Raw genomic sequence first — 22192 nt, forward strand, 5'->3', positions numbered from 1 at the left:
GGGAACCGGTGGGGTTTTGTCTGAGCGAAACGGCTTAGCGACGTTCCACCGCCAACGCCACGCCCATGCCGCCGCCTATGCACAGCGTGGCCAGGCCTTTCTTGGCGTCTCGGCGCTGCATTTCATGCAGCAGGGTGACCAGCACGCGGCAGCCGGAAGCGCCGATCGGGTGACCCAGCGCGATGGCGCCGCCGTTGACGTTGACCTTGTCCGGGCCCCAGCCCAGTTCGCGTGCCACGCCCAGCGCCTGTGCGGCGAAGGCTTCGTTGGCTTCCACCAGGTCCAGCTCCTCCACTTTCCAGCCAGCCTTGACCAGCGCCTTGCGGGTGGCGGCTACCGGGCCTATGCCCATGATTTCCGGCGCGCAGCCGGTCAGCGCGTAGCCCTTGATTGTGGCCAGCGGTTTCAGGCCCAGCTGGTCCGCCTTCTGCGCGGACATCAGCAGCACGGCGGCGGCGCCGTCATTGATGCCGGAAGCGTTGCCGGCGGTGACGGTGCCTTCTTTCTTGAAGGCGGCGCGCAGCTTGGCCAGGCTTTCGGCGCTGGCGTCGTGCTTGATGAACTCGTCGCTGTCGAAGGCCACCGGATCGCCCTTGCGCTGAGGCACCAGCACCGGCGTGATCTCATCCTTGAACTTGCCGGCTTTCTGCGCGGCGGCGGCGCGTTGCTGCGATGCCAGAGCCAGCGCGTCCTGCTCTTCGCGGCCGATGCCGTACTTTTCCGCCACGTTTTCGGCGGTGATGCCCATGTGGTAGGCGTTGTAGGCGTCGGTCAGGCCGTCGTTGACCATGGTGTCGATCAGCTGGGCGTTGCCCATGCGGAAGCCGTCGCGCGAGCCGGGCAGAATGTGCGGCGACAGGGACATGCTTTCCTGGCCGCCGGCGATGACGATGTCGGCGTCGCCGTTGGCGATGGCCTGGGCGCCCAGATGCACGGCGCGCAGGCCGGAGCCGCAGACCACGTTGAGGGTGGTGGCCGGGGTGGTGACCGGCAGGCCGGCCTTGATCAAGGCCTGGCGCGCCGGGTTCTGGCCGCTGCCGGCGGTCAGCACCTGGCCGAGAATGACTTCGCTGACGTCCTCCGGTTTCAGGCCGGTTTGGGCCAGCAGCGATTTGATGACGGTGGCGCCCAGTTCCGGGGCCGGGATCTTGGCCAGCGCGCCGCCGAAACTGCCGATGGCGGTGCGGGTTGCTGCGACAATCACGACTTCCATGTTTTTCTCCGTCTCTCTTCAATGTGACCGCGAAGGTCGGTGTGTCGGCCAGCGCGCCGGCGGCGGGGCGAGGAAGCCGCTAAAGCGCTTCGAAGCGGCTTTCAACGCCCTTGCCCAACTATCCCGCCGAGGCGCGGCAGACTTTGAACAGTTTTTCTTAGAGCCTGTTTATGATCTCGCGAGCTAGGGCGAGACAAGGCGAAAACGAGCGAAAAAGCGGAATGTACACGTGGTACATGAGCATTTTGAGCTCGGTTTCAACGCCGTATCGCCGACGCGCAGCAGATCGTAAACAGGTTCTTATTGCAGGCTGGCCACCACGCTGGGCATGGCCTTGGCCAGCACATAGCTGCCCGGCGCCGCTTGCAGCGGCGGGAAGTCTTTGCTGCCCAGGCTCTTGGGCGCGGCGACTTTCTTCCCGGATTGAGGGGCCAGCCAGGCGTCCCAGTCCTTCCACCAGCTGCCGGGGCGGCTTTCCGCGGTTTCCAGCCAGGCGTCCGCGTGTTCCGGCAACTTGTCGTTGACCCAGTAATTGCGCTTGTCCTTGGTCACCGGGTTGATCGAGCCGGCGATATGGCCGGAGGCGCCCAGCACGAAGCGCCGCGACGGCGCGCCGGTCAGGTAGTGGACGCCGGAGTAGGCGGAGCTCCACAGCACGATGTGGTCTTCGCGCGCGGCGAAGATGTAAACAGGGATGTCGATCTTGGAAACGTCGATGGGCACGTCGCACAGGGTGATGGAACCCGGTTTGGTCAGCGCGTTGTTCATGTAGAACTGGCGCAGCATGAAGGTGTGCATCGGCAGCGGCAGGTCCACCGCGTCGTTGTTCCAGTAGAGCAGGTCGAACGGCGCCGGCGTCTTGCCCAGCAGATAGTTGTTGACCACGTAGTTCCACACCAGATCGTTGGCGCGCAGGCTGGCGAAGGTACGGCCTATCTCCTTGCCGCTGATGATGCCGCCGGCGGCGATCTTGGCTTCGCGGCTGGCCACCAGGTTCTCGTCGATGAAGTAGGAGATCTCGCCCGGTTCTGCGTGATCTATCAGCGAGGTCATGAAGGTGGTGGAATCGAAGTATTTGAGTCCGCGCGCCTGCAGCACGCACTGGGTGGTGGTCAGGATCACGCCGCCGACACAGAAGCCCAGCGCGTTCATGCTGTCCTGCTTGCTGATCTTGCGCACGGTTTCCGCCGCGGCGATCACGCCTTTCTCGATATAGCTTTCCCAGGTGAAATGCTTCATCTCTGGTTCCGCCGAGCGCCAGCTGATCAAGAACACGCGGTAACCCTGGGCGACGAAGTGACGGACCATGGAGTTGTCCGGCTGCAAATCCATCAGGTAGTACTTGTTGATGCAAGGCGGCACGATCAGCAGCGGTTTTTCATAGACTTGGCCGGTGGTGGGGGTGTACTGGATCAGTTCGATCAATTCATTGCGGAACACCACCTCACCCGGGGTGACCACGATGTTCTTGCCGATCTCGAACTGGCTCTCGTCCGACATCGAGATATGGCCCTTCTGGAAATCCTCCAGCATGTTCTTCATGCCGTCGACCAGGCTCTCGCCCTTGGTCTCTATCGCCCGTTTCATCACGTCGGGGTTGGTCAGCATGAAGTTGCTGGGGGAGACCGCGTCCAGATATTGGCGGGTGGCGAAGGCCAGCTTGTCCTTGGCTTCTTCCTCCAGCTGGGCATTGTCCACCAGCTCGGTCATCCATTTGCTGGTGAGCAGATAACCTTGCTTGAGGAAATGGTAGAACGGGTGTTCATCCCATTCCGGCGAGGCGAAGCGGCGATCGCCCTTTTTCGCCGAGGCGTCGCCGTTGGCGGCGGGCGCCTGGCCCAGGAACTGAGACCACAGATTCATCTGCTGCTGATACAAGCTGCTTTGCCAGGCGAACAGCTGGCCGGCGTTGCTGAGCATGGCGCCCCAGGCGTTGGCCAGCGGCAGTTCAGCATTTCCAGGTTGCGGCGGCAGCGGCAGGTTGTTGACGAACTGCTGCATCCATTGTTGGTTGGCCTCGGATAGGCTGGCGAAGAAACTATCCAGCGGGTTTGTACTTTCTTGGGTCAAAGCTGTCTCCTGAAACGTGCCGAAGCGTTATCGAAGCTTTCCTGCATTGGACCGTGTAACAAAGTGTGCGGTCGCAAGGTACGCCATGACTGTAACAGGGTTGCATGACATTTTCACCGGGAGGAGGACGATAAGGCGCGTCGAAAGCCGCATCTTGTTGCCGCAGTGCACAATCTGCCTAGCTGTCCTTTCGGCCTGGCATGCCGGGAGGATGGAAATTATGGGATAATCGCGAAGATTCAATTGGCGTTGGACTGAACGGGAAAGGATGGTCATGACGGCATTCAAGGCGCGCTTGGGCGAAGAGGACGTCGCGGTGGGGAATATCTTCTGCATTGGGCGCAATTACGCCGCGCACGCGGCGGAGTTGAACAACCCACTGGAAGACGAGCCGCTGGTGTTCCTGAAACCGACTTCGGCGCTGGCCGGCGAGGGCGAGCCACTGCGTCTGCCCGACTATTCCCGTGACGTTCACCATGAGTGCGAACTGGTGCTGTTGATAGGCAAGGGCGGCTGCGATATTGCGGAATCGGAAGCGCTCGATCATGTGGCTGGTTACGGCATTGGCCTGGACATGACGGCTCGCGACGTGCAATCGGCGGCCAAGAGCAAGGGCCATCCCTGGACCAAGGCCAAGGGTTTTCCCACCGCCGCCTGCCTGTCGAGGCTGGCGCCGGCTGAGCAAGTGGCCGATCCTCAGCGGCTGAGCTTCGAATTGCGTGTCAACGGGGAGTTGCGTCAGCAAGGCGACACCGGCTTGATGTTGTTCCCGGTGGCGGCCATCATCGCCTATCTGTCGCGGACCTACGGCCTGCAGGCCGGCGATCTGATCTATACCGGCACGCCGGAAGGCGTGGCCGCGGTGCGCTCCGGTGACAAGCTTAGCTTGAAGCTGGATGGATTGGCCTCCGCCGAATGGAGCGTGCTCTGATGGCGGCCTCAGGCGAGGACGACGGCAAGGTCCGTCTCGACAAATGGCTGTGGGCGGCTCGTTTCTTCAAGACCCGGCAACTGGCGCACGAAGCTCTGGAACTGGGGCGTGTGCAGGTCAACGGCGACAAGGTCAAGGCATCGCGGGTGGTCAAGGAGGGCGACCAGCTAGTGATGCGCATCAATCAGCTGGAGTACCGCGTTGAGGTGCTGGCGCTGAGCACCCAGCGCCGCCCGGCGCAGGAGGCGCGGCTGCTCTACCGCGAGGACGAGGCCTCGCAACGCGCGCGAGCCGAGCAGCAGTTGCTGCTAAAAGCGGAGCGCGCCAGTTTCCCGCACGGCGACGGCCGTCCCACCAAGAAGGCGCGCCGGGATATCGGCAAGTTCAAAGGGCAGTTCTGAGAGCCGGTTCAAAGTCTGCTGCGCGGCATTTCCGCGCGCCGTTTTACGTTTTCAACCAGGAGCCCGTTTAAGGGCCGAGCTTTACATCATGCCGTCTGCCGCGTCACCCGCCGTATCCCTGCTGCCGTTCAGCCTGTTCTATTTCAGTTATTTCGCCTTTCAGGGCCTGTTCAGTCCGTTCTGGGGGCTCTATCTGCAATCGCTGTCCTTCTCCGCCTGGCAGATCTCGGTGTTGATGGCCTTGTCCACGTTGGCGCGCATCGTCGCACCCGGTTTCTGGGGCTGGCTGGCGGACAGGCGCGGCCGCCGGCGCGCCATCATTCTGACGACGTCGCTGCTGTCGGCGGCGGCCTTCCTGCTGGTGGGACTGGACCGCGCTTTCTGGTGGGTGTTCGTCAGCCTGGCGGTGTCCCACTTCTTCTGGGCGGCGGCGCTGCCGCTGGTGGAGGCCAGCACCGCCCATCTGACGCGCGCGCAGCCAGGGCGTTACAGCCGGGTGCGGGTCTGGGGCTCGATAGGCTTCGTCTGTCTGGCGATGAGCGGCGGCCTGCTGCTGGACGGCATCGGCATAGGCAATCTGCCCTGGGCGCTGTGCGCCTTGCTGGCCCTGGTGGCGGCGGCGGCCTGGCGGGTGCCGGAGGTGGTTGCTGAGCGCAAGAGCGGGCCGTCTGCGCCTATCGCCGCCACGCTGAGGCGGCCGGAGGTGATGGCGCTGTTTGGCTGTTGTTTTCTGATGGCCTTCGCTCACGGGCCTTACTACACCTTTTTTTCCATCGGGCTGAAGCAGGCGGGTTATGAGCAAGGCGCGATCGGCATGCTGTGGGGGCTGGGCGTGGCCAGCGAGGTGGCGATATTCCTGCTGATGCCCAAGATCATGGCGCGTGCGCGTTTGGAAACGCTGATGCTGTTGTCGCTAGCGGCGGCGGCGCTGCGTTTCGCGCTGATCGCCGCCGCGGCGCAACTGGCCTGGGTGGCGATAGGGGCGCAGCTGCTGCACGCGCTGACTTTCGGTCTGCATCACGCGGCCTCGGTGGGCTTGATTCACCGCATGTTCGACCCACATCACCACGGACGCGCCCAGGGTTTGTACATCATCGCCTCGTTTGGCGTCGGCGGCAGCGCCGGCGGTCTGATCGGCGGGCTGGTGTGGCCGCACGGCGGCATGGCGACGACGTTCGCGATGTCTGCCGTCGCCGCCGCGCTGGGCGTGTTGCTGTGCCGGCGCTGGTTGCGGCCGGCGGCGTCTGTTCAGGCGGACTGATCTTTCAACAAGGCCGGCGGCACGAAGTAACAGCTGTCGCCGTCGATGCCGGGCAGTTCGATACGGCCCTGATAAAGCAGGCCGATTTTCTCCAGCACGCGGATGGATGCCAGGTTGTGCGGAGCGGTGATGCCCACCACCACCGCGTGGCCCAGTTGCTCGCGGCCGTGTTCTATGGCGGCCAGCGCGGCTTCGCTGGCGTAGCCGCAGCCCCAGTATTGCTCCAGGAAGGCGTAGCCGATGTCCGGGTAGTCCAGGCCGTCGCGTTTGACCAGGCCGCAGATGCCGACCGGGGCGCCGTCGTCCAGCTGCTCGACTAGCAAGAGGCCGTGGCCGTGCTTGCGGTAGCTGGTTTGCGGGCCTTCCTCGATATAGCGCAGGGCGCCGAGCAGATCGTGGGCGTCTTTGTCGCCGATATTGGCGATGAAGGCCGGCTCGTTCAGCAGCTTGAGCATGAAGGGGGCGTCGCTGGCGTGCAGCGGGCGCAGTTGCAGTCTGGCGGTGGCGATGTGATGCATGGCTGGTTCGGATTTCGCGGGATGAGGTCGTAAAAAAAGCCGACGGCGCACAAACGCCATCGGCTTTGATGCTAACAGGCCAGCGGCTCAGCACTCAACAATATTCACCGGCACCTCGATGACGTTGATGGCAAGGCCGCCGCGAGCGGTTTCCTTGTACTTGGTGCTCATGTCCATGCCGGTGTCGCGCATGGTTTTGATCACCCGGTCCAGCGACACGAAGTGCTGGCCGTCGCCGCGCAGCGCCATGCGCGCCGCGTTGATGGCCTTGACTGAGGCCATGGCGTTGCGTTCGATGCAGGGCACTTGCACCAGGCCGCCCACCGGATCGCAGGTCAGGCCCAGATTGTGCTCCATGCCGATCTCGGCGGCGTTTTCCACCTGTTCCGGGGTGCCTCCCAGCACTTCGGCCAAGGCGCCCGCGGCCATGGAGCAGGCCGAGCCCACTTCGCCCTGGCAGCCCACTTCGGCGCCGGAGATGGAGGCGTTGAGCTTGAACAACACGCCGATGGCGCCGGCGGTGAGCAGGAAGCGCACGATGCCGTCGTCGCTGGCGCCGGGCACGAAGCGGGCGTAATAGTGCATCACCGCCGGGATGATGCCGGCCGCGCCGTTGGTGGGCGCGGTCACCACACGGCCGCCGCCTGCGTTTTCCTCATTAACCGCCAGCGCATACAGATTGACCCAGTCCATCACCGTCAGCGGGTCGCGCAGCGCCGCCTCGGGCGAGGCCAGCAGTTTGTGGTGCATGTCGGCGGCGCGGCGCTTCACCTTCATGCCGCCGGGCAGGATGCCTTCGCGTTCGCAGCCACGCTTGACGCAGTCCTGCATCACTTGCCAGATTTTCAGCAGCTCGGCGCGTACTTGTTCCTCGCTGCGCCAGGCCAGTTCGTTCTCCAACATGATCTGGCTGATGGATTTGCCGTGGCGCTGACACAAAGCCAGCAATTCCGCCGCGCTCTTGAACGGGTGCTTGAGCTCGGTGACGCCTGGCGGCACGAAGCCGGCGTCGATGGCGGCCTCGTCGACCACGAAGCCGCCGCCCACCGAATAATAAGCGCGTTTGGACAGGCTGGCGCCGGCGGCGTCGAAGGCTTCGAAAATCATGCCGTTGGGGTGATAGGGCAGGGTTTTCTTCTTGTGCAGAATCAGGTGCTCGCCTTCGACGAAGGGTACGGTCTGTTTGCCCAGCAGCGAGACGGCTTTGTCTGCGCGGATGGCGGCCAGCATGCCGTCCACCGCATCGGTGTCAATCAGGTCGGGCTGCTCGCCCTGCAGTCCCAGCAAGACCGCGACATCGGTGCCGTGGCCCTTGCCGGTGGCGCCCAGCGAGCCGAACATCTCGGCGCGCACGCTGGCGGTCTGAGTCAGCAACTCGTCTTTTTCCAGCCGGGCGATGAATTGGCGCGCGGCGCGCATCGGTCCAACCGTGTGGGAGCTGGACGGGCCGATGCCTATCTTGAACAAATCAAAAACACTGATGGCCATAATGCTTCTCTTTAAGGGCTGTGTCCCGCTAAGCGGGTTGTTGTGAGGATGGCCTGGGCCGTCCTTATTATTGTCGTTGTCATGGTTTCACATGGTTGTGGCGCCGGGGTTGCCAGCGCTTCGCCATCTTGCGGCAGCCGGGCAATCTAGACAAGCCGGCGACGGCTGTCAATTTAGAATTATAGAGTCAGGACTAAGTTGCGTCGGGGATTCGAAGAGTTGAGACCGCTTCGCATTCGGACGGCATGAGCAGGGCGGGCGGGAGGCCCTTTGTACAAGGCGAGGAGGGGAATGGGGCGTGAAAAAGCCCGGGCGAGCCGGGCTTGGAGCTTAGAACCTGTTTACGATCTGCTGCGCTTCGTGAGACGCCCCACGGTGAGTATGGCTTCGAATGTTCATGTACCACACGTACATTCCGCTTTCTCAGCCGTTTTCGCCTTGTCTCGCCCTAGCTCGTGAGATCGTAAACACGTTCTTAGGCTGCGGCGGCGGTGAAGCGGCGGCGCAGATGCTGCGGTTTTTCCAGTTCGTCGACGATGGCCACGGCCAGGTCTTCCACACTGATATCGGCCGGCTTGTCGCCGTTGAACAGCAGCTGATCGCCGCCCAGCCGGTATTTGCCGCTGCGCTCGCCCGGGTGGAGGAAGGCCGGCGGGGAGACGAAGGTCCAGTCCAGCGCGGTTTCTTCTCGCAGGCGGCGCAGCGCCTCGCGCACGCCCAGCGCGCCTTCCTTCCATTCCGCCGGGAATTCCGGAGTGTCCACCAATTGCACGCCGGGCGCCACTTCCAGGCTGCCGGCGCCGCCCACTTCCAGGAAGCGCTTGACGCCGGCCTGCTTGACGCCGGCGACGATGGCGTCGTGGCCCTTCACGGCCAGCGCCTGGATGTCGGCCTTGTCCCAGCCGGGATTGAAGGCGCTGACCACGGCGTCGTGGCCGGCCACGGCGGCGGCTATCTGGCCGGCCTGGTAGGCGTCGGCGGCCACGCCGCTCAGCTGCGGGTGTTGCGGCAGTTTGGACAGATTGCTAACGATGGTGCGGACTTGATGGTTGCGGGACAGCAGTTCTTGCAAGATGGCCGAGCCGACAAAGCCGCTGGCGCCGATTAGAGCGATTTTCATGGGGATTCCTTTCCGCGATAAACATAATGAAGTTTGATGGCGTTCAGAATAGCAGCTTGATTATAGGGCGATAATCCAGCAAGAATAGGATTGATAGTTTAGTAGGGCTTAATAAATGGATGCGTTGCGACGCATGGCGGTTTTCGCCATGGTGGTGGATAAGGGTTCGATGAACGGCGCGGCCCGCGAACTGGGCATGACGCCGTCGGCGGTTAGCCAACATATCAGCAAGCTGGAGCAGCAACATGGCGTTAGTCTGCTGCACCGGACTACCCGCAAGTTGACGCTGACCGAGGCCGGCAGCTTGTTCTATCAGGGCTGCGCCGACATGTTGGCGGCGGCGCAGCTGGCCGAGCAGCGCTTGCTGGAGCTGCGAGACGCGCCGGTGGGCGAGCTGCGTATCGCCGCGCCCACCGGCTTTGCCGGCGCCTTGTTGAGCGAGGCGCTGACGCCGCTGTTGAGCGCGCACTCGGGCCTGAAGCTGCGTTTGTTTTTCCACGACGAAATGATAGATCTGGTGGACAACCGCATCGATCTGGCTTTGCGCGCCGGCGTGCTCAAGGACTCCAGCCTGGTGGCGCGCCACCTCGCGGACTGGCCCAATGTGCTGTGCGCGTCGCCGGCTTATCTCGCGCGTCAGCCGGCGATCACGCGGCCGGAGCAATTGTCCGCGCTGCAGTGGGTGGCTTTGTCGGATCGCAAGCTGGGTTGGCTGGCCTTCGAGCACGCTGACGGCAGCCGCTTCACCGCCGAACCGGACGCGCGCCTGGTCAGCAACAATATCGTCGCCGCGCGCCAGTTCGTGCTGGCCGGCATGGGGGTGGCGGTGCAGCCGGAGCCGGAGATACGCCAGGAACTGGCCGACGGCCGCTTATTGCGAGTATTGCCGGAGTGGAGCTTGCCGCCGCTGGCGATTTACGCGGTGACGCCGCGCCGCGACATTCAGCCGGCCAAAGTGCGTTACGCGATCGAGGCCTTGCGCGCCAGCCTGAGCAAATGAAAAACGCCGCCGGCAGGGCCGGCGGCGTGATTGGAACGGTAGTCGTTCAGGATCAGAAAGCGATCTTGAAGCCCACACCGAAGGCCTGCGGGTCGTTGCCGGCGGTCAGAGCTGCAGAAGAGGTGCCTAAAGTGCCTGCATCGTAAACGGGATTGTTGGCAAAGTTGGCGTTTTGACGAGCCTTGTTGTCGATCTTGGTGTAGTAAGCCAGCACCTGGGTAGTTTTGGACAGGTTGTAAGTGCCGCCCAGGATCCACTGCTTGGCTTTGAAGTCGTCGCCGCTGACGCCGGCCGAGGTGTTCTTCAGGGTGCCAAGCTGGCCGTAGGACAGTTTGACCGAAGCCGCGCCGAAGTCCTGACCCACTGCGATCAGCCAGTCATCCTGCTTCAGCTGGCCGCCGCCAACCTGGTCGAAAGTGCCCCACTCGTAGTTGCCGCCGACGAAGGTGCCGGTGTCGAACTTATAGCTGGCGGCAATGCTGTAGAAGGTGACGTTCTTGCCGGAGGTGGTGCTCGTGGTGGTGGTGTTGGGGGTGACGCCTTTGTCGTATTGGCGGTCCCAGGCCGCGGCCAAGTTCAGGCCTTGCCAGGTGTAACCCAGGCCCAGAGAAATACGCTTGGCGTCAGTGCCATTGGTTCGGCTTTCATCCACGCCCCAGGAGCCGCCCAGCTTGAAGCCGGCCCAGCTCGGAGAGTAGTAGTGCACGGAGTTGGCCAAGCGCGCTTCGCCGCGGCTGTTGACCGAGCTGCTGCCGAAGTTGTCGGCGGTGGTGTTGACCATCAGGTCGGTGCCCAGCGCGCTGTTGCTGCTGCCGGTGAACATCTTGTAGGCGGAGTCGTGTTGACCCAGCAGCACGCGGCCGAAGTCGGCATTGTCGATGCCGATGAAGGAGTTGCGGGTGGCGAAGGTAGCGCTCTGACCCTTGTCGTTGGTGCCGCCTTGTTCGAAGTTGCGCAGGCTGTTTTCCACCTGCCAGATCGCCTTGGTGCCGCCGCCGATGTCTTCAAAGCCCTTGAAGCCGATGCGGGAGTTGTGGTCGACGATGCGGGTGCGGCTGCTGTATTCGCTGCCGCCGGAACCGGTGGCTTTGCTCGATTCGATGCCGCCGCTGAGGAAACCATAGATGGTTACGTCAGCGTGGGCGACAACGGGCAAGGCGAACATTGCGGCAAGCAGGGCTGCCAGATTTTTCTTTTGCATCTTGAATGCTCCAAGTCAGTTTTTGCTTTACTAAAGTCAGGTGCCGAAGCTGACGGACCTGCAATATCTATAGTAGATAAGTGCGGTATCGCCACAACACATGTCTTAGTTTAGCCACAAAATATGACGTGGGTGTTGCAATGTTGTTGCATCAAGACAATTCGGACAGGGGTAGTGTTGCAATTACGCCAAGAATTGATTGGGGTAGACCTCGTCCAGCAGGGTGCGGCAATCGACGATGCGCAGATCGTTGTCCTTGGCGAAGTCCATCAGAAAGCAAAACACCTGCGGGCTGATTTTCTCCAGTTTCTTATCCACCGCCACGCAGCGCACGCCGTCCAGCATCATCGGGCGGACATGGGCGTGGTAGTGCAGCTTTTGATCGTCGAAGGAGGCCAGGATGCCGGCCAGGCGTTCGGCCCAGTCGCTGGGGCGGAAGGTGCGCCCCTCGGAAGTGATGCCCTGGATGACTATTTCGTATGGATTGCAGATCATGGCGGTGGACCGGAGTGTTTGCTTTTGGTTTAGCCTGTTTTTTATCGTCTGCTAAGCGATTTGCGCTTGGCGTTTTATGTTCAGGCGTTTTGTTTGTTGCTGAATATTTAGTATTTTACCCGAAAATCAGATGCGCTTGAATGGCGGCAGCGAGGCGAGCAGCCGCTTGCCGTAGCTTTGTTTTTGCAAGCGGTTGTCCAGAATGGTGACGCGGCCGTAGTCGCGTTCGGTGCGGATCAGCCGGCCCACGGCTTGCACCAGCTTGATCGAAGCTTCCGGCACCGTGATCTCGATGAAGGGATTGCCACCGCGTTTCTCTATCCAGCGAGACAGGGTTTTGCCCACCGGGTCGTCGGGCATTGCGAACGGCAGTTTGGCAATAATCACGTGTACGCAGCTTTCGCCGGGCAGGTCCAAACCTTCGGAGAAGGAGTCCAGGCCGAAGATCACGCTGGGTTCGCTCTGTTTCAGCCGCTGATGGTGCTGTTCTATCAGCAGGCTCTTGGGGATTTCACCCTGAATCAGCAGCCGCTCGCGCAGCGCGGCCGGCAGGCCGGCGGCGACCTCCTGCATTTGTTTGCGGGAGGAGAACAGCACCAGGGTGCCGACCGGTTCTTTCACATCGATCAGCTTGGGCAGCCATTCCACGATTTCGCGGGTATGGCCGCCGGCGTCCTTGGGGCTGGCCAGCATGGGGGGCAGATACAGCTCGCCTTGCTCGTCGAAATTGAATGGGGAGTCCAGCGCCACGCAGCTGACTTCCGGCATCCATTTCAGGCCGGTTTGCGACAGCAGCAGGTCGAATTCGCCCAGCGAGCGCAGCGTGGCCGAAGTCAGGATGGCGCCGGCGGCGCGGCGCCACAGCGTGGCGGCCAGGCTGGCGGCGGCGCTGACCGGCGAGGCGGAGAACAGGTAGTCGCCCTTGCCTTCGGCGCGACGGGTGATCCATTTGGCGATGGGCGGGCTGCTGGGCTCGGTTTCCTTCTCAAACAACTCCCACACCGCCAGCAACTGCTCGGCGCGCGCGGTCAGAAAACCCAGGTCGGAGGCGGTCTTGTCGACTTGCGCCGCTTCGCCGCCCTTGTCCTTGCGCGCCTCGCCCAGCGCGTCGGAGAGCAGGCTCAGTTGCTTGAACAGGGAGCGCGCCGAGGTGGCCATATTGGCGGTGGGGCTCTGGAAGCGTTCCGGCAGCACGCCGTCTTCTATCAGCCAGGTGGGCTCCAGATTGTCGCTGGAGGCTGCCAGCGCATCTTCGCCTTCCAGCAGCCACAGCCACTCGGTCAGCGTTTCGGAACAGGCGCTGGCGGCTTCTATCGCCTGGCTGACAATTTCCACCTTATTGGTCAGCGCTTCCACGCGGATGGCGGCGGCGGCCACTTTGTCCAGCCAGGACATGGCTTGAGCCAAGGAATGTTCGGCGGAAAATTGGTTGACCGCCTTTTTGGCCAGGTGGTGCGCCTCGTCGATACAGTAGTAACTTTCTTCCGGCGCCGGCAGGATCACGCCGCCGCCCATGGATACGTCGGCCAGCATCAAGTCGTGGTTGGCCACCACCACGTCCACGTTTTCCAGCACGTCGCGCGCCAGGTAGAACGGGCATTCCGGCCGGTTCGGACAGGCGGCTTTGAGGCAGCCGTGGCGGTCGTTGGTGACGCGCGACCACAGGCCGTCTTCTATCACGCTTTCCCAGGCGTCGCGGTCGCCGTTCCAGCGGCGGTAGTAGAAGGCGTCGGCCAGCTGGCGCAAGGTTTCAATTTCACCGGCCTCCGGCTTGCGGTCCCACAGCGCCAGCGTGGGGTCAAGATCCAATAGCTGGCCCTGGGCGTTCTCGGCGGTCAGCGCGTAGATGCGCTGCGGGCACAAATAGCGGCCACGGCCCTTGGCCAGCGCGAAGGTCAGCGGCAGGCCGCTGTTCTCGACGACGAAGGGCAGGTCGCGGTTGACCAACTGTTCTTGCAGGGCGACGGTGGCGCTGGTGACCACCAGCTTCTTGGCGCGGGATTTTGCCATTACGCCGCCGGCCAGCAGATAAGCCAGGCTTTTGCCGACCCCGGTAGGGCCTTCGATCACGGTGATGCTTTCGCCGGCGCGTTCCGGCCAGTCGTCGCCTTCCTTGTCCTTGCTGCGCGACAGTGCGTTGGCGATTTCCGCCAGCATGCGGCGTTGCGCGGCGCGCGGGCGAAAACCCGGCAGGTTGTCGGCTATGGTCCGGTAATGGTCGCGAATCGCGTCTTTTTCAGCAGGGGTCAGCATGGCGGCGATTGTACCGCAAGGGGGCGGCCTTGTCTGGCCGCGCCAAGCTGGGCGTCGAATATGGGGAAATCCTGATGTGCGACTGCAAAATGACGGCGACGCGCGGATGTGGATAGGATAGGCAAATATAAAAACAAGCGAAATTGCGCGAGCGACTTAGGCAGACAAATCCATCAATAACAGCGCAAAGCAATATCAACAGGAGAAACCCGATCATGACACCCGTTAGCCGAGTGCTGGTGGTCAGCGACGACGCCAAATGGCAGGCCGATGTGCTGGCCGGACTAGGCGCCGCCGCGGTCCGGCTGGAAAACCCCTATGGCCTGACTTTCGTCGGCGTCGCGCGCAGTCAGGAGGCGCTGGATCAGATCGCCCGAGACGGCGACGTCCAGGTGGTGCTGGTGGACAAGCAGTTGCAGGAGAAGGGCGTCAGTCAGGCGGCGGCGCAGCTGGCCAACCGCATCAGCGCCTTCCGTCCGGAAATTTCGCTGTATGTCTTATTGTTCGACGATGACGAGCGCGCGCTGGTGGAGGACCTGGCCAGCCACGCAGTGGACGGCTATTTCTACCGCGACGAGCTGGATTTCCACGGCTGGTTCCGCATTCTGTCGGCGGAATTGGCGGAGAAGTCGGCAACGCCGTTCTACGACAAACTCAAGCAATACGTGCGCATGGCCAAGGATTCCTGGCACACGCCCGGGCATTCCGGCGGCGATTCCTTGAAAGGCAGCCCCTGGGTGGGCGATTTTCACGACTTCGTCGGCGAAAGCATGCTGCGCGCCGATCTGTCGGTGTCGGTGCCGATGCTGGATTCGCTCCTGCACCCGACCGGCGTGATAGAGGAGGCGCAGATGTTGGCGGCCAAGGCCTTCGGCGCCAAGCGCACTTACTTCGCCACCAACGGCACTTCCACCTCCAACAAGGTGATCTTCCAGACCTTGCTGGCGCCCGGCGACAAGCTGCTGCTGGATCGCAACTGTCACAAATCGGTGCATCACGGCGTGATCCTGTCCGGCGCGCTGCCGGTGTACCTGGATTCCTCCATCAATAAGCAGTTCGGTATTTTCGGCCCGGTGCCCAAGGAAACCATCTTCGCCGCGATCGACGCCAATCCCGACGCGCGGGTGCTGATTCTGACTTCCTGCACATACGACGGCCTGCGCTACGACCTGAAGCCCATCATCGAGGCCGCGCACGAGCAGGGCATCAAGGTCATCGTAGACGAAGCCTGGTACGGCTTCGCCCGCTTCCATCCGGCGTTTCGGCCTACGGCCCTGGAGTCCGGATCCGACTACGTGACCCAGAGCACGCACAAGGTGCTGTCCGCGTTCTCCCAGGCCAGCATGATTCACGTCAACGATCCCGGCTTCGACGCCCACCTGTTCCGGGAGAACTTCAATATGCATGCGTCGACCAGCCCCCAGTACAACCTGATCGCCAGCCTGGACGTGGCGCGCAAGCAGGCGGTGATGGAGGGCTATCGGCTGCTGGATCGCACGCTGAAGCTGGCGCAGGAACTGCGCGACAAGATCAACTCCACCGGCGCCTTCCGGGTGCTGGAGCTGTCGGATTTGCTGCCGGAGGAGGTGCGCGAGGACGGCATCCTACTGGACCCCACCAAGCTGACCGTGGACATCACGCAGTCCGGTTTCACCGCGGACGAATTGCAGCAGGCGCTGTTCGAGCGTTACAACATCCAGGTGGAGAAATCCACGTTCAGCACCATCACTCTGCTGCTGACCCTGGGCACCACCCGCAGCAAGGTGTCGCGGCTGTATGACGCGATGCTGCGTCTGGCCAAGGAGAAACGCCCGCCGCGGCCGCTGGGACGGATGCCGGAGATTCCGCGTTTCTCCAGTCTGGCCAGCTTGCCGCGCGACGCTTTCTACGAAGCCGGCGAGCGCTTGCCTCTGCTGGACGACGACGGCCGTCCCAACGCGGCGCTGGTCGGGCGCGTCTGCTGCGACCAAATCGTGCCGTATCCTCCCGGCATTCCGGTGTTGGTGCCCGGTCAGGTGATAGACGACACCATCCTCGCCTATTTGGCGCGACTGCAAAAAACCCAGAAATCCATAGAAATGCACGGTTTGGCCGAGGACGGCGGGGAGTTTTTGCTGCGGGTGCTCAAAGAAGGGGAGCTGGCGCAACTGCCGGGACGCGCCTTGTTCAAATGAATGCTTGTCAGACAGGCTGATTTCCGATAAATATAACTCTTGTCGCAATTATGTAAATCATGCGCTCTGCGTAGGCATGCTTGCGACGCCTGTGAATGACTTGAGACCAGCGTGTAGTAATGTGCCATCGCGCATGAAGGACACTGAAACGGTGTCGAACGCGCGGTGGCTTTTTTTTTTTGAAATGGAGCACCATGACGTCCCCTAGGCATTACCTGCAATTCAGCGACCTGACCCACGAGGAATATCGCCACCTCTTTGAGCGCAGCAAGGTCCTGAAGCGACGACGTAGCGACGGCCAGCTGTATCAGCCGCTCGTCGGCAAGGTGATGTCCATGGTGTTCGAGAAGAATTCCACCCGCACCCGCGTGTCTTTCGAGGCGGGCATGGCGCAACTGGGCGGCCACGCGATGTTCCTGGATTCGCAAAGCTCGCAGATGGGCCGCGGCGAGCCCATCGAGGACACCGCCCGCGTGCTGTCCCGGATGAGCGACATCATCATGATCCGCACCTACGAGCAGGCGCTGGTGCAGCGGCTGGCCGCGCACTCCAAGGTGCCGGTGATCAACGGCCTGACCAACGAGTACCACCCGTGCCAAATTCTGGCTGACATCTTTACCTTCATTGAGCAGCGCGGTTCGATAAAGGGCAAAACCGTGGCCTGGATAGGCGACGGCAACAATGTCTGCCGCACCTGGTTGCAGGCGGCCAAAATTCTGGGCTTCAAGCTCAAGGTGGCGACGCCTGTGGGTTTCGAGCTGAAGGCTTTGGATGGTCAGCACTACGGTTCCGAGCATTTCGAACCCAGCCACAGCGCCAGCCACGCGGCGTCCGGCGCGGACCTGGTGACCACCGATGTGTTCACCAGCATGGGTTTCGAGGCGGAGAAAGAGGCGCGCTTGGAGGCCTTCCGCGAATATCAGGTGACGCCGGAGCTGATGAAGCTGGCCAAGCCGGACGCCCTGTTCATGCACTGTTTGCCGGCGCATCGCGGCGAGGAAGTGGCCGCCGCGGTGATAGACGGGCCGCAGAGCGTGGTCTGGGACGAGGCGGAAAACCGCATGCACGTGCAGAAGGCGCTGATCGAGTTCCTGCTGCTGGGCCAGCGTTACGACTGAACTCACGATGCGGGCGAGCGCCCGCCGTTAGAGCGATTCGGCGAGACTGCGCGCGGCGCGGGCCGAATCGGGCAATCAATGGATTTGAAAGAATACAAAATGTCTGACATCAAGAAAGTGGTATTGGCGTACTCCGGCGGTCTGGATACTTCGGTGATTCTCAAGTGGCTGCAGGACACCTATCAGTGCGAGGTGGTGACTTTCACCGCCGACATCGGTCAGGGCGAAGAGGTGGAGCCGGCGCGCAAGAAGGCGGTGTCGCTGGGCATCAAGCCGGAAAACATCTTCATCGACGACCTGCGCGAGGAGTTCGTCCGCGACTTCGTGTTCCCGATGTTCCGCGCCAACGCCATCTACGAAGGCGAATACCTGCTGGGCACCTCGATTGCGCGGCCGTTGATCGCCAAGCGCCAGATCGAGATCGCCAATCAGGTGGGCGCCGACGCGGTGTCGCACGGCGCCACCGGCAAGGGCAACGACCAAGTGCGTTTCGAGCTGGGTTATTACGCGCTGAAGCCGGACGTCAAAGTGATCGCGCCGTGGCGCGAATGGGACTTGCTGTCGCGGGAGAAGCTGCTGACTTACGCCGAAACCCACGGCATCGACATCAGCAAGAAGAAGGGCGGCGGCAGCCCGTACTCGATGGACGCCAACCTGCTGCACATCTCTTACGAAGGCACGGTGCTGGAAGACCCGGCGGCGGAGCCGGAAGAAGATATGTGGCTGTGGACGGCGAGTCCGGAGAACGCGCCGGATCAGGCCGAATACATCGAGCTTAGCTATGAGAAGGGCGACATCACCGCCATTAACGGGGTGGCGATGAGCCCGGCCCAGGTGCTGACCGAGCTGAACCGTCTGGGCGGCAAGCACGGCATCGGTCGGCTCGACATCGTGGAAAATCGTTACGTGGGCATGAAGTCCCGCGGCTGCTACGAAACCCCGGGCGGCAGCATCATGCTCAAGGCGCACCGCGCGATCGAATCCATTACTCTGGACCGCGAAGTGGCGCATCTGAAGGACGAACTGATGCCCAAATACGCCCAGCTGGTCTACACCGGCTACTGGTGGAGCCCGGAGCGTCTGATGCTGCAAGGCATGATCGATGCCTCCCAGGCCACGGTCAACGGCTGGGTGCGGCTGAAACTGTACAAGGGCAATGTGATCGTGGTGGGCCGCGAATCCAAGACCGATTCCTTGTTCGACCCCACCATCGCCACCTTCGACGAAGACGGCGGCGCCTACAACCACGCCGACGCGGCAGGCTTCATTCGCCTGAACGCATTGCGGATGCGGATTGCCGGCAACGCCAAACTGAAACGCGGCTAAAGCCCCGCGCTTGGCCTGAAGAGCCCCCGCTGGGGGCTTTTTTTAATGAAAACTCGATATGGAAACTAATCATCGATCCAACGCCTGGATTCCCTGGGCCTTTGTGCTGCTGTGGAGCACCGGTTTCATCGGCGCCAAGCTGGGCCTGCCTTTCATCGGCCCGTTCACCTTTTTGGCGATACGGATGGGGCTGACCCTGTTGTGCTTCGGCGCGCTGATCGCCTGCTTCCGGCCCGCCTGGCCCGGTCTGGCTGCGGCCAAGCACCAATGGGCTTGCGGCGCCATGCTGCACGGTCTGTATCTGGGCGCCAGCTTCGCCGGCATCAAGCTGGCGGTGCCGGCCGGCATCACCGCGTTGATCGTCGGCCTGCAACCGATACTGACCGCGGTGTTGAGCTGGCTGATGGGTGAGCAGCGGCTGAGCCGGATGCAGTGGCTGGGCCTGGCGATAGGCTTTGGCGGCGCGCTGCTGGTGGTGTTGGGGGGCAAAGGCTTGCAGCTAGGCGCCAATCCCGGCCTGTGGCTGACCGCCTTGGCCTTGTGTGCCATCACCGCCGGCACCCTGTACCAGAAGCGTTTCGGCCAGGGCGTGAACCCGTTGACCGGCGCTTTTCATCAATACTTGGCGGCCTTCCTGATCACCGGCGCGTTGGCCCTGAGCTTGGAGCGCGGCGAGGCCATCCATTGGAACGCGCAGCTAGCGCTGGCCTTGGGCTGGAGCGTGTTGGCGTTGTCGGTGCTGGCCATCCTGCTGCTGATGCGTATGCTGAAGGATGGCGAGGTCAGCAAGGTGGCCAGCTACTTCTATCTGACGCCGGGCCTGGCTGCCGTGCAGGCATGGTGGCTGTTTGATGAACAGCTAAGCCTGCTGGCGGTGGGCGGAATGTTGTTGGCCGCGCTGGGCGTCGCCCTGGTGTTGCAGCGGCTGCGCTGGCGCCGATAGCCGCGCGCGGGCATTGAGCCGGAGGGCGATGGCGAGTATCTTACTACGCTGAGGCGGAGCTGAGATTCAAAGCCCCCGCCGGCTCGTTATCGGCTGTGGACGCAAAGGACAACAAGTGTCGGAAGAACAATTCACCAATATTTCCATGATCGTGTGCTTGGGCGGCCTGATCATTTTCATGGGCTTCATCATCTGGGACCTGGGCAAGAAGGCGCAGGCCGGCAAGATGGGCATGTTCATCCTGTTCCTGGTGCTGGGCTTTGGCGTATCCGGCTTCCTGTTCAAGAATGTGCTGGTGGAGTTCCTGATCCAGAAGTGAAGACCCGCGATACCGCGAACGGCCGGCAAGCTTGCTTGCCGGCTTTTTTATGGCCCCTGGAAAACGCGCTAGCCGCTAGTGACCGCGGTCCAGTATCAGCTTCAAGCCCAGCAAAATGAACACACAGCCGGCGGCGCGGTCCAGCCACTGGCCGGCGCGGCGGCTCTTGGCCAGCCATTGGCCGATGGCGCCGGAGAAATAGCCGAGGCAGCCAAAAATCAGCGCGCCTTGCAGCGTGAAGATCAAGCCGAGCACGGCGATCTGCAGCCCGGCAGGGCCTTGAGCCGGATTGACGAATTGCGGCAGGAAGGCGAGGAAGAACAGAACCACCTTGGGGTTGATCGCATTGGCGATCAGGCCTTTGCGGAAGGTGGCGGCCAAGGGCGCGGCGTCCCGCCCGGCGGCGCCGGCCTGGAAGCTGGCGCCGGGGCTGCGCAGCGCCTGCCAGCCCAGATAGATCAGATAGCCGCCGCCGGCGAACTTCAGCAGGCTGAAGGCCAGCGGGGAGGCGGCGATCAGCGCGCTGACGCCGAGCGCGGCCAGCGCCGTGTGGTTCAGGCAGCCCAGCGCGCAACCCAGGCCGAAAGCCACGCCCTGGCGGCGGCCGCGGGCGATGCCCTGGCTCAGCACCATCAGATTGTCCGGGCCGGGCGACAGCGTGATCAGCATGGCGGCGGCGGTGAAGGCGAGCAATTGTTCCGGGGTGACGAGCATGGGCTTCTCTGGCGATGGTTCGTGTCCGGATGATTCCGCATTTGCCGCCGGGAGACAAGCGCTTTGTCCGGCTGCGCTGGTCTCCCTTTGGACTGCGCGTTCAGCCTGCTTCGTCCAGCGCGCTTTCGATTTCGCGGATATGCGCCTGATGGCCTTGGATGCGCTGGCCAGTGGGCGGTCCCTTGAATTGCTTGCGTACGCCCAGCGCGAACCAGAATAGCGCCAGCATCAGCAGCAGCGCGATGGTCAGGTAGAGCACTTTCTCGTTGGGAGGCTGCATGCCGACGAAGACCAGCACCGCGCCGCCCAGCGTGGCCAGCGCGGCAATGGGTTTGGACGCCCGGCCCAGATCGAACGGCCCTTTATGAGTCCAGCTGTGGCCTTCGGCGAACAGGCCGGCGGCGGAAGGCAGGATGTAGGAGATGTACAGGAACACCGCGGCGCCGGTGGACAACACCAGGAAGGCGTCGCCGTACAGGGTGACGGCGATGGCGAACACGGCGCTGACCCAGATCGCCGGGCCCGGAGTGCGGTGCTGTGGGTGCACCTGGCGTAGCCAGCGCGAGGCCGGCAGACCACCGTCGCGGGCGAAGGCGTACATCATGCGCGAGGTGGATGTCAGGCAAGCCAGGCCGCATAGATAGTTGACCAGGAAGATGCCTATGCCCAGCGCCGCTTTCAAGGCCGGCGGCAGCGCGTTCAGCAGCAGGTCGAAAAAGCCCATTCCGGCTTTGACCCCGGCGCCCAAGTCCGGCAGCACCAGCACGAAGGCGCAGATCATCAGATAGCCGAATACGCCGGACCACAGCACCGAGCGCAAAATGCCCTTGGGCACGTTGCGCGCCGCCTCGCGGGTTTCCTCCGAGGTATGGGCGGAGGCGTCGTAGCCGGTCAGGGTATAGACGGTGAGCAACAAGCCGGCCAGGAACACCATCACGGTGTTGTCCATCCGCGGCCAGGCGCCGCCATCGGCGCCGCTGTAATTGTGGAAGGTCCACAAGCGGGAGAAATCCAGCGGTCCGGGCGCGTAGATCAGCAGCGAGACTACCAGCGCCAGGGTGACGATGAAGATCAGATAGCCGGACAGATCGGTCAGCTTGGTGGTGAGCTTGATGCCCAAGTGATTGAGCCAGGCCTGGCTCAGCGCCACCACGGCGAGGAATACGGTCTGATGGCCCCAGCCCAGCTGTTCCGGGTTGAGGCCCAGCAGCGGCGCGACCAGGGTTTTGAAGAAGGGATCGTAAACGCCGAAGTTGACCGCGGCGGTGACGAAGATCAGCCCCAGCAGATTGATCCAGGCGGTGGTCCAGCCCAGGCCCTTGCCGCCCAGAATGGATGCCCAGTGGTAGAGCCCGCCGGCGGTGGGGTAGGCGGAGGCGATCTGGGCCATTGCCGCGGCGACGATGGCGGCGAACAAGGTGCCCAGCGGCCAGCCTATGCCGATGGCCGCGCCGCCGCCGGCGCTGAGTCCGGCCGGGAAGGCGGTGATGCCGCCCGCCAGCACGCAGATGATGGAAAAGGAGATGGCGAAGTTGGAAAAGCCGCTCATGCGCCGGGACAACTCCTGAGCGTAACCCATGCTGTGCAACAGTTTCTCGTCCTCGCCGACGGGCGCGGACTCATGCCGAACTGGTTCCATGATGTTCC

Annotated in this window: 18 protein-coding genes and 1 pseudogene; 9 read left to right on the forward strand and 10 right to left on the reverse strand. The window is 62.8% G+C overall.

Going from position 1 to position 22192, the window contains the following annotated elements:
• Window positions 1–34 precede the first annotated feature (34 nt).
• Together B0T39_RS01695 and B0T39_RS01700 are read right to left on the reverse strand one after the other, a co-directional pair.
• On the reverse strand, window positions 35–1213 hold the full coding sequence (locus B0T39_RS01695) for an acetyl-CoA C-acetyltransferase (RefSeq protein ID WP_081544517.1): 1179 nt from the start codon (window positions 1211–1213) through the stop codon (window positions 35–37).
• A 300-nt stretch (window positions 1214–1513) separates the two neighbouring features.
• Complete coding sequence (locus B0T39_RS01700; RefSeq protein WP_439896876.1) at window positions 1514–3214, reverse strand: PHA/PHB synthase family protein; 1701 nt, start codon at window positions 3212–3214, stop codon at window positions 1514–1516.
• Window positions 3215–3557: 343 nt separating this feature from the next.
• Between B0T39_RS01700 and B0T39_RS01705 the strand changes: the two genes are divergently transcribed.
• From B0T39_RS01705 to B0T39_RS01715, 3 genes are all read left to right on the forward strand, one after another.
• Complete coding sequence (locus B0T39_RS01705) at window positions 3558–4214, forward strand: fumarylacetoacetate hydrolase family protein (protein ID WP_141111038.1); 657 nt, start codon at window positions 3558–3560, stop codon at window positions 4212–4214.
• The gene (locus tag B0T39_RS01710; protein ID WP_081544520.1) at window positions 4214–4615 is read left to right on the forward strand and encodes an RNA-binding S4 domain-containing protein; all 402 of its coding nucleotides are present in this window, start codon (window positions 4214–4216) and stop codon (window positions 4613–4615) included. Before B0T39_RS01705 ends, B0T39_RS01710 begins: the two co-directional genes overlap by 1 nt.
• Before the next feature lie 88 nt (window positions 4616–4703).
• Window positions 4704–5876, forward strand: a complete 1173-nt coding sequence (locus tag B0T39_RS01715; protein ID WP_081544521.1) for an MFS transporter — start codon at window positions 4704–4706, stop codon at window positions 5874–5876.
• On the opposite strand, the gene B0T39_RS01720 is transcribed toward B0T39_RS01715, so the two are convergent.
• The 3 genes from B0T39_RS01720 to B0T39_RS01730 form a co-directional block, all read right to left on the reverse strand.
• On the reverse strand, window positions 5864–6394 hold the full coding sequence (locus B0T39_RS01720) for a GNAT family N-acetyltransferase (RefSeq protein WP_081544522.1): 531 nt from the start codon (window positions 6392–6394) through the stop codon (window positions 5864–5866). The two genes, B0T39_RS01715 and B0T39_RS01720, sit on opposite strands and share 13 nt — an antisense overlap.
• An 87-nt stretch (window positions 6395–6481) precedes the next feature.
• A complete protein-coding gene (locus B0T39_RS01725) occupies window positions 6482–7882 on the reverse strand; it encodes an L-serine ammonia-lyase (RefSeq protein WP_081544523.1) in 1401 nt (466 codons plus the stop codon).
• 475 nt (window positions 7883–8357) lie between these two features.
• Window positions 8358–9002, reverse strand: a complete 645-nt coding sequence (locus tag B0T39_RS01730; RefSeq protein ID WP_081544524.1) for an NAD(P)-dependent oxidoreductase — start codon at window positions 9000–9002, stop codon at window positions 8358–8360.
• 133 nt (window positions 9003–9135) lie between these two features.
• On the opposite strand from B0T39_RS01730, the gene B0T39_RS01735 reads away from it, so the two are divergent.
• A complete protein-coding gene (locus B0T39_RS01735) occupies window positions 9136–10002 on the forward strand; it encodes a LysR family transcriptional regulator (protein WP_217806181.1) in 867 nt (288 codons plus the stop codon).
• Window positions 10003–10054: 52 nt separating this feature from the next.
• On the opposite strand, the gene B0T39_RS01740 is transcribed toward B0T39_RS01735, so the two are convergent.
• The 3 genes and pseudogenes from B0T39_RS01740 to dinG all read right to left on the reverse strand — a co-directional run bounded on the left by B0T39_RS01740 (window position 10055) and on the right by dinG (window position 13951).
• Window positions 10055–11203, reverse strand: a complete 1149-nt coding sequence (locus tag B0T39_RS01740) for a porin (RefSeq protein ID WP_081544525.1) — start codon at window positions 11201–11203, stop codon at window positions 10055–10057.
• Between the two features lie 210 nt (window positions 11204–11413).
• Window positions 11414–11698 (reverse strand): annotated as a pseudogene (locus B0T39_RS01745) (DUF3579 domain-containing protein); the annotation flags it as partial.
• A gap of 126 nt (window positions 11699–11824) precedes the next feature.
• Window positions 11825–13951 (reverse strand): ATP-dependent DNA helicase DinG, encoded by a 2127-nt coding sequence (gene dinG / locus B0T39_RS01750; RefSeq protein WP_081544526.1) that lies wholly within the window; start codon window positions 13949–13951, stop codon window positions 11825–11827.
• A 215-nt stretch (window positions 13952–14166) separates the two neighbouring features.
• Here dinG and B0T39_RS01755 point away from each other — a divergent pair, with 215 nt between their 5' ends.
• The 5 genes from B0T39_RS01755 to B0T39_RS01775 all read left to right on the forward strand — a co-directional run bounded on the left by B0T39_RS01755 (window position 14167) and on the right by B0T39_RS01775 (window position 19831).
• Window positions 14167–16125 carry an aminotransferase class I/II-fold pyridoxal phosphate-dependent enzyme gene (locus tag B0T39_RS01755; RefSeq protein WP_081544527.1) on the forward strand — a complete coding sequence of 653 codons (1959 nt, stop codon included), beginning with the start codon at window positions 14167–14169 and terminating at the stop codon, window positions 16123–16125.
• 194 nt (window positions 16126–16319) lie between these two features.
• On the forward strand, window positions 16320–17243 hold the full coding sequence (gene argF / locus B0T39_RS01760) for an ornithine carbamoyltransferase (RefSeq protein WP_081544528.1): 924 nt from the start codon (window positions 16320–16322) through the stop codon (window positions 17241–17243).
• Between the two features lie 99 nt (window positions 17244–17342).
• Entirely contained in the window at window positions 17343–18569 is a 1227-nt protein-coding gene (locus tag B0T39_RS01765) for an argininosuccinate synthase (RefSeq protein ID WP_081544630.1), read from the forward strand.
• A 58-nt stretch (window positions 18570–18627) separates the two neighbouring features.
• Window positions 18628–19512 (forward strand): DMT family transporter, encoded by an 885-nt coding sequence (locus B0T39_RS01770; protein WP_081544529.1) that lies wholly within the window; start codon window positions 18628–18630, stop codon window positions 19510–19512.
• 115 nt (window positions 19513–19627) lie between these two features.
• Window positions 19628–19831 carry a DUF2788 domain-containing protein gene (locus B0T39_RS01775; RefSeq protein ID WP_019099892.1) on the forward strand — a complete coding sequence of 68 codons (204 nt, stop codon included), beginning with the start codon at window positions 19628–19630 and terminating at the stop codon, window positions 19829–19831.
• A 75-nt stretch (window positions 19832–19906) separates the two neighbouring features.
• On the opposite strand, the gene B0T39_RS01780 is transcribed toward B0T39_RS01775, so the two are convergent.
• Both B0T39_RS01780 and B0T39_RS01785 read right to left on the reverse strand, forming a co-directional pair.
• Window positions 19907–20545: a LysE family translocator gene (locus B0T39_RS01780; RefSeq protein ID WP_081544530.1), complete on the reverse strand. Its 639-nt coding sequence runs from the start codon at window positions 20543–20545 to the stop codon at window positions 19907–19909.
• A gap of 100 nt (window positions 20546–20645) precedes the next feature.
• Window positions 20646–22184: an amino acid permease gene (locus B0T39_RS01785; protein WP_081544531.1), complete on the reverse strand. Its 1539-nt coding sequence runs from the start codon at window positions 22182–22184 to the stop codon at window positions 20646–20648.
• Window positions 22185–22192 lie beyond the last annotated feature (8 nt).

The organism is Chromobacterium haemolyticum (assembly GCF_002081825.1).
Classification (GTDB): Bacteria; Pseudomonadota; Gammaproteobacteria; order Burkholderiales; family Chromobacteriaceae; genus Chromobacterium; species Chromobacterium fluminis.

Excerpts from the sequence above, each read along its gene's own strand:
- B0T39_RS01740 (WP_081544525.1), bottom strand. The coding sequence starts at position 11,203 with ATGCAAAAGAAAAATCTGGCAGCCCTGCTTGCCGCAATGTTCGCCTTG.
- B0T39_RS01700 (WP_439896876.1), bottom strand. The coding sequence starts at position 3,214 with ATGCAGCAGTTCGTCAACAACCTGCCGCTGCCGCCGCAACCTGGAAAT.
- B0T39_RS01735 (WP_217806181.1), top strand. The coding sequence starts at position 9,136 with ATGGCGGTTTTCGCCATGGTGGTGGATAAGGGTTCGATGAACGGCGCG.
- argF (WP_081544528.1), top strand. The coding sequence starts at position 16,320 with ATGACGTCCCCTAGGCATTACCTGCAATTCAGCGACCTGACCCACGAG.
- B0T39_RS01755 (WP_081544527.1), top strand. The coding sequence starts at position 14,167 with ATGACACCCGTTAGCCGAGTGCTGGTGGTCAGCGACGACGCCAAATGG.
- B0T39_RS01725 (WP_081544523.1), bottom strand. The coding sequence starts at position 7,882 with ATGGCCATCAGTGTTTTTGATTTGTTCAAGATAGGCATCGGCCCGTCC.
- B0T39_RS01695 (WP_081544517.1), bottom strand. The coding sequence starts at position 1,213 with ATGGAAGTCGTGATTGTCGCAGCAACCCGCACCGCCATCGGCAGTTTC.
- B0T39_RS01715 (WP_081544521.1), top strand. The coding sequence starts at position 4,704 with ATGCCGTCTGCCGCGTCACCCGCCGTATCCCTGCTGCCGTTCAGCCTG.
- B0T39_RS01720 (WP_081544522.1), bottom strand. The coding sequence starts at position 6,394 with ATGCATCACATCGCCACCGCCAGACTGCAACTGCGCCCGCTGCACGCC.
- dinG (WP_081544526.1), bottom strand. The coding sequence starts at position 13,951 with ATGCTGACCCCTGCTGAAAAAGACGCGATTCGCGACCATTACCGGACC.
- B0T39_RS01765 (WP_081544630.1), top strand. The coding sequence starts at position 17,343 with ATGTCTGACATCAAGAAAGTGGTATTGGCGTACTCCGGCGGTCTGGAT.
- B0T39_RS01710 (WP_081544520.1), top strand. The coding sequence starts at position 4,214 with ATGGCGGCCTCAGGCGAGGACGACGGCAAGGTCCGTCTCGACAAATGG.
- B0T39_RS01705 (WP_141111038.1), top strand. The coding sequence starts at position 3,558 with ATGACGGCATTCAAGGCGCGCTTGGGCGAAGAGGACGTCGCGGTGGGG.
- B0T39_RS01730 (WP_081544524.1), bottom strand. The coding sequence starts at position 9,002 with ATGAAAATCGCTCTAATCGGCGCCAGCGGCTTTGTCGGCTCGGCCATC.
- B0T39_RS01785 (WP_081544531.1), bottom strand. The coding sequence starts at position 22,184 with ATGGAACCAGTTCGGCATGAGTCCGCGCCCGTCGGCGAGGACGAGAAA.
- B0T39_RS01770 (WP_081544529.1), top strand. The coding sequence starts at position 18,628 with ATGGAAACTAATCATCGATCCAACGCCTGGATTCCCTGGGCCTTTGTG.
- B0T39_RS01780 (WP_081544530.1), bottom strand. The coding sequence starts at position 20,545 with ATGCTCGTCACCCCGGAACAATTGCTCGCCTTCACCGCCGCCGCCATG.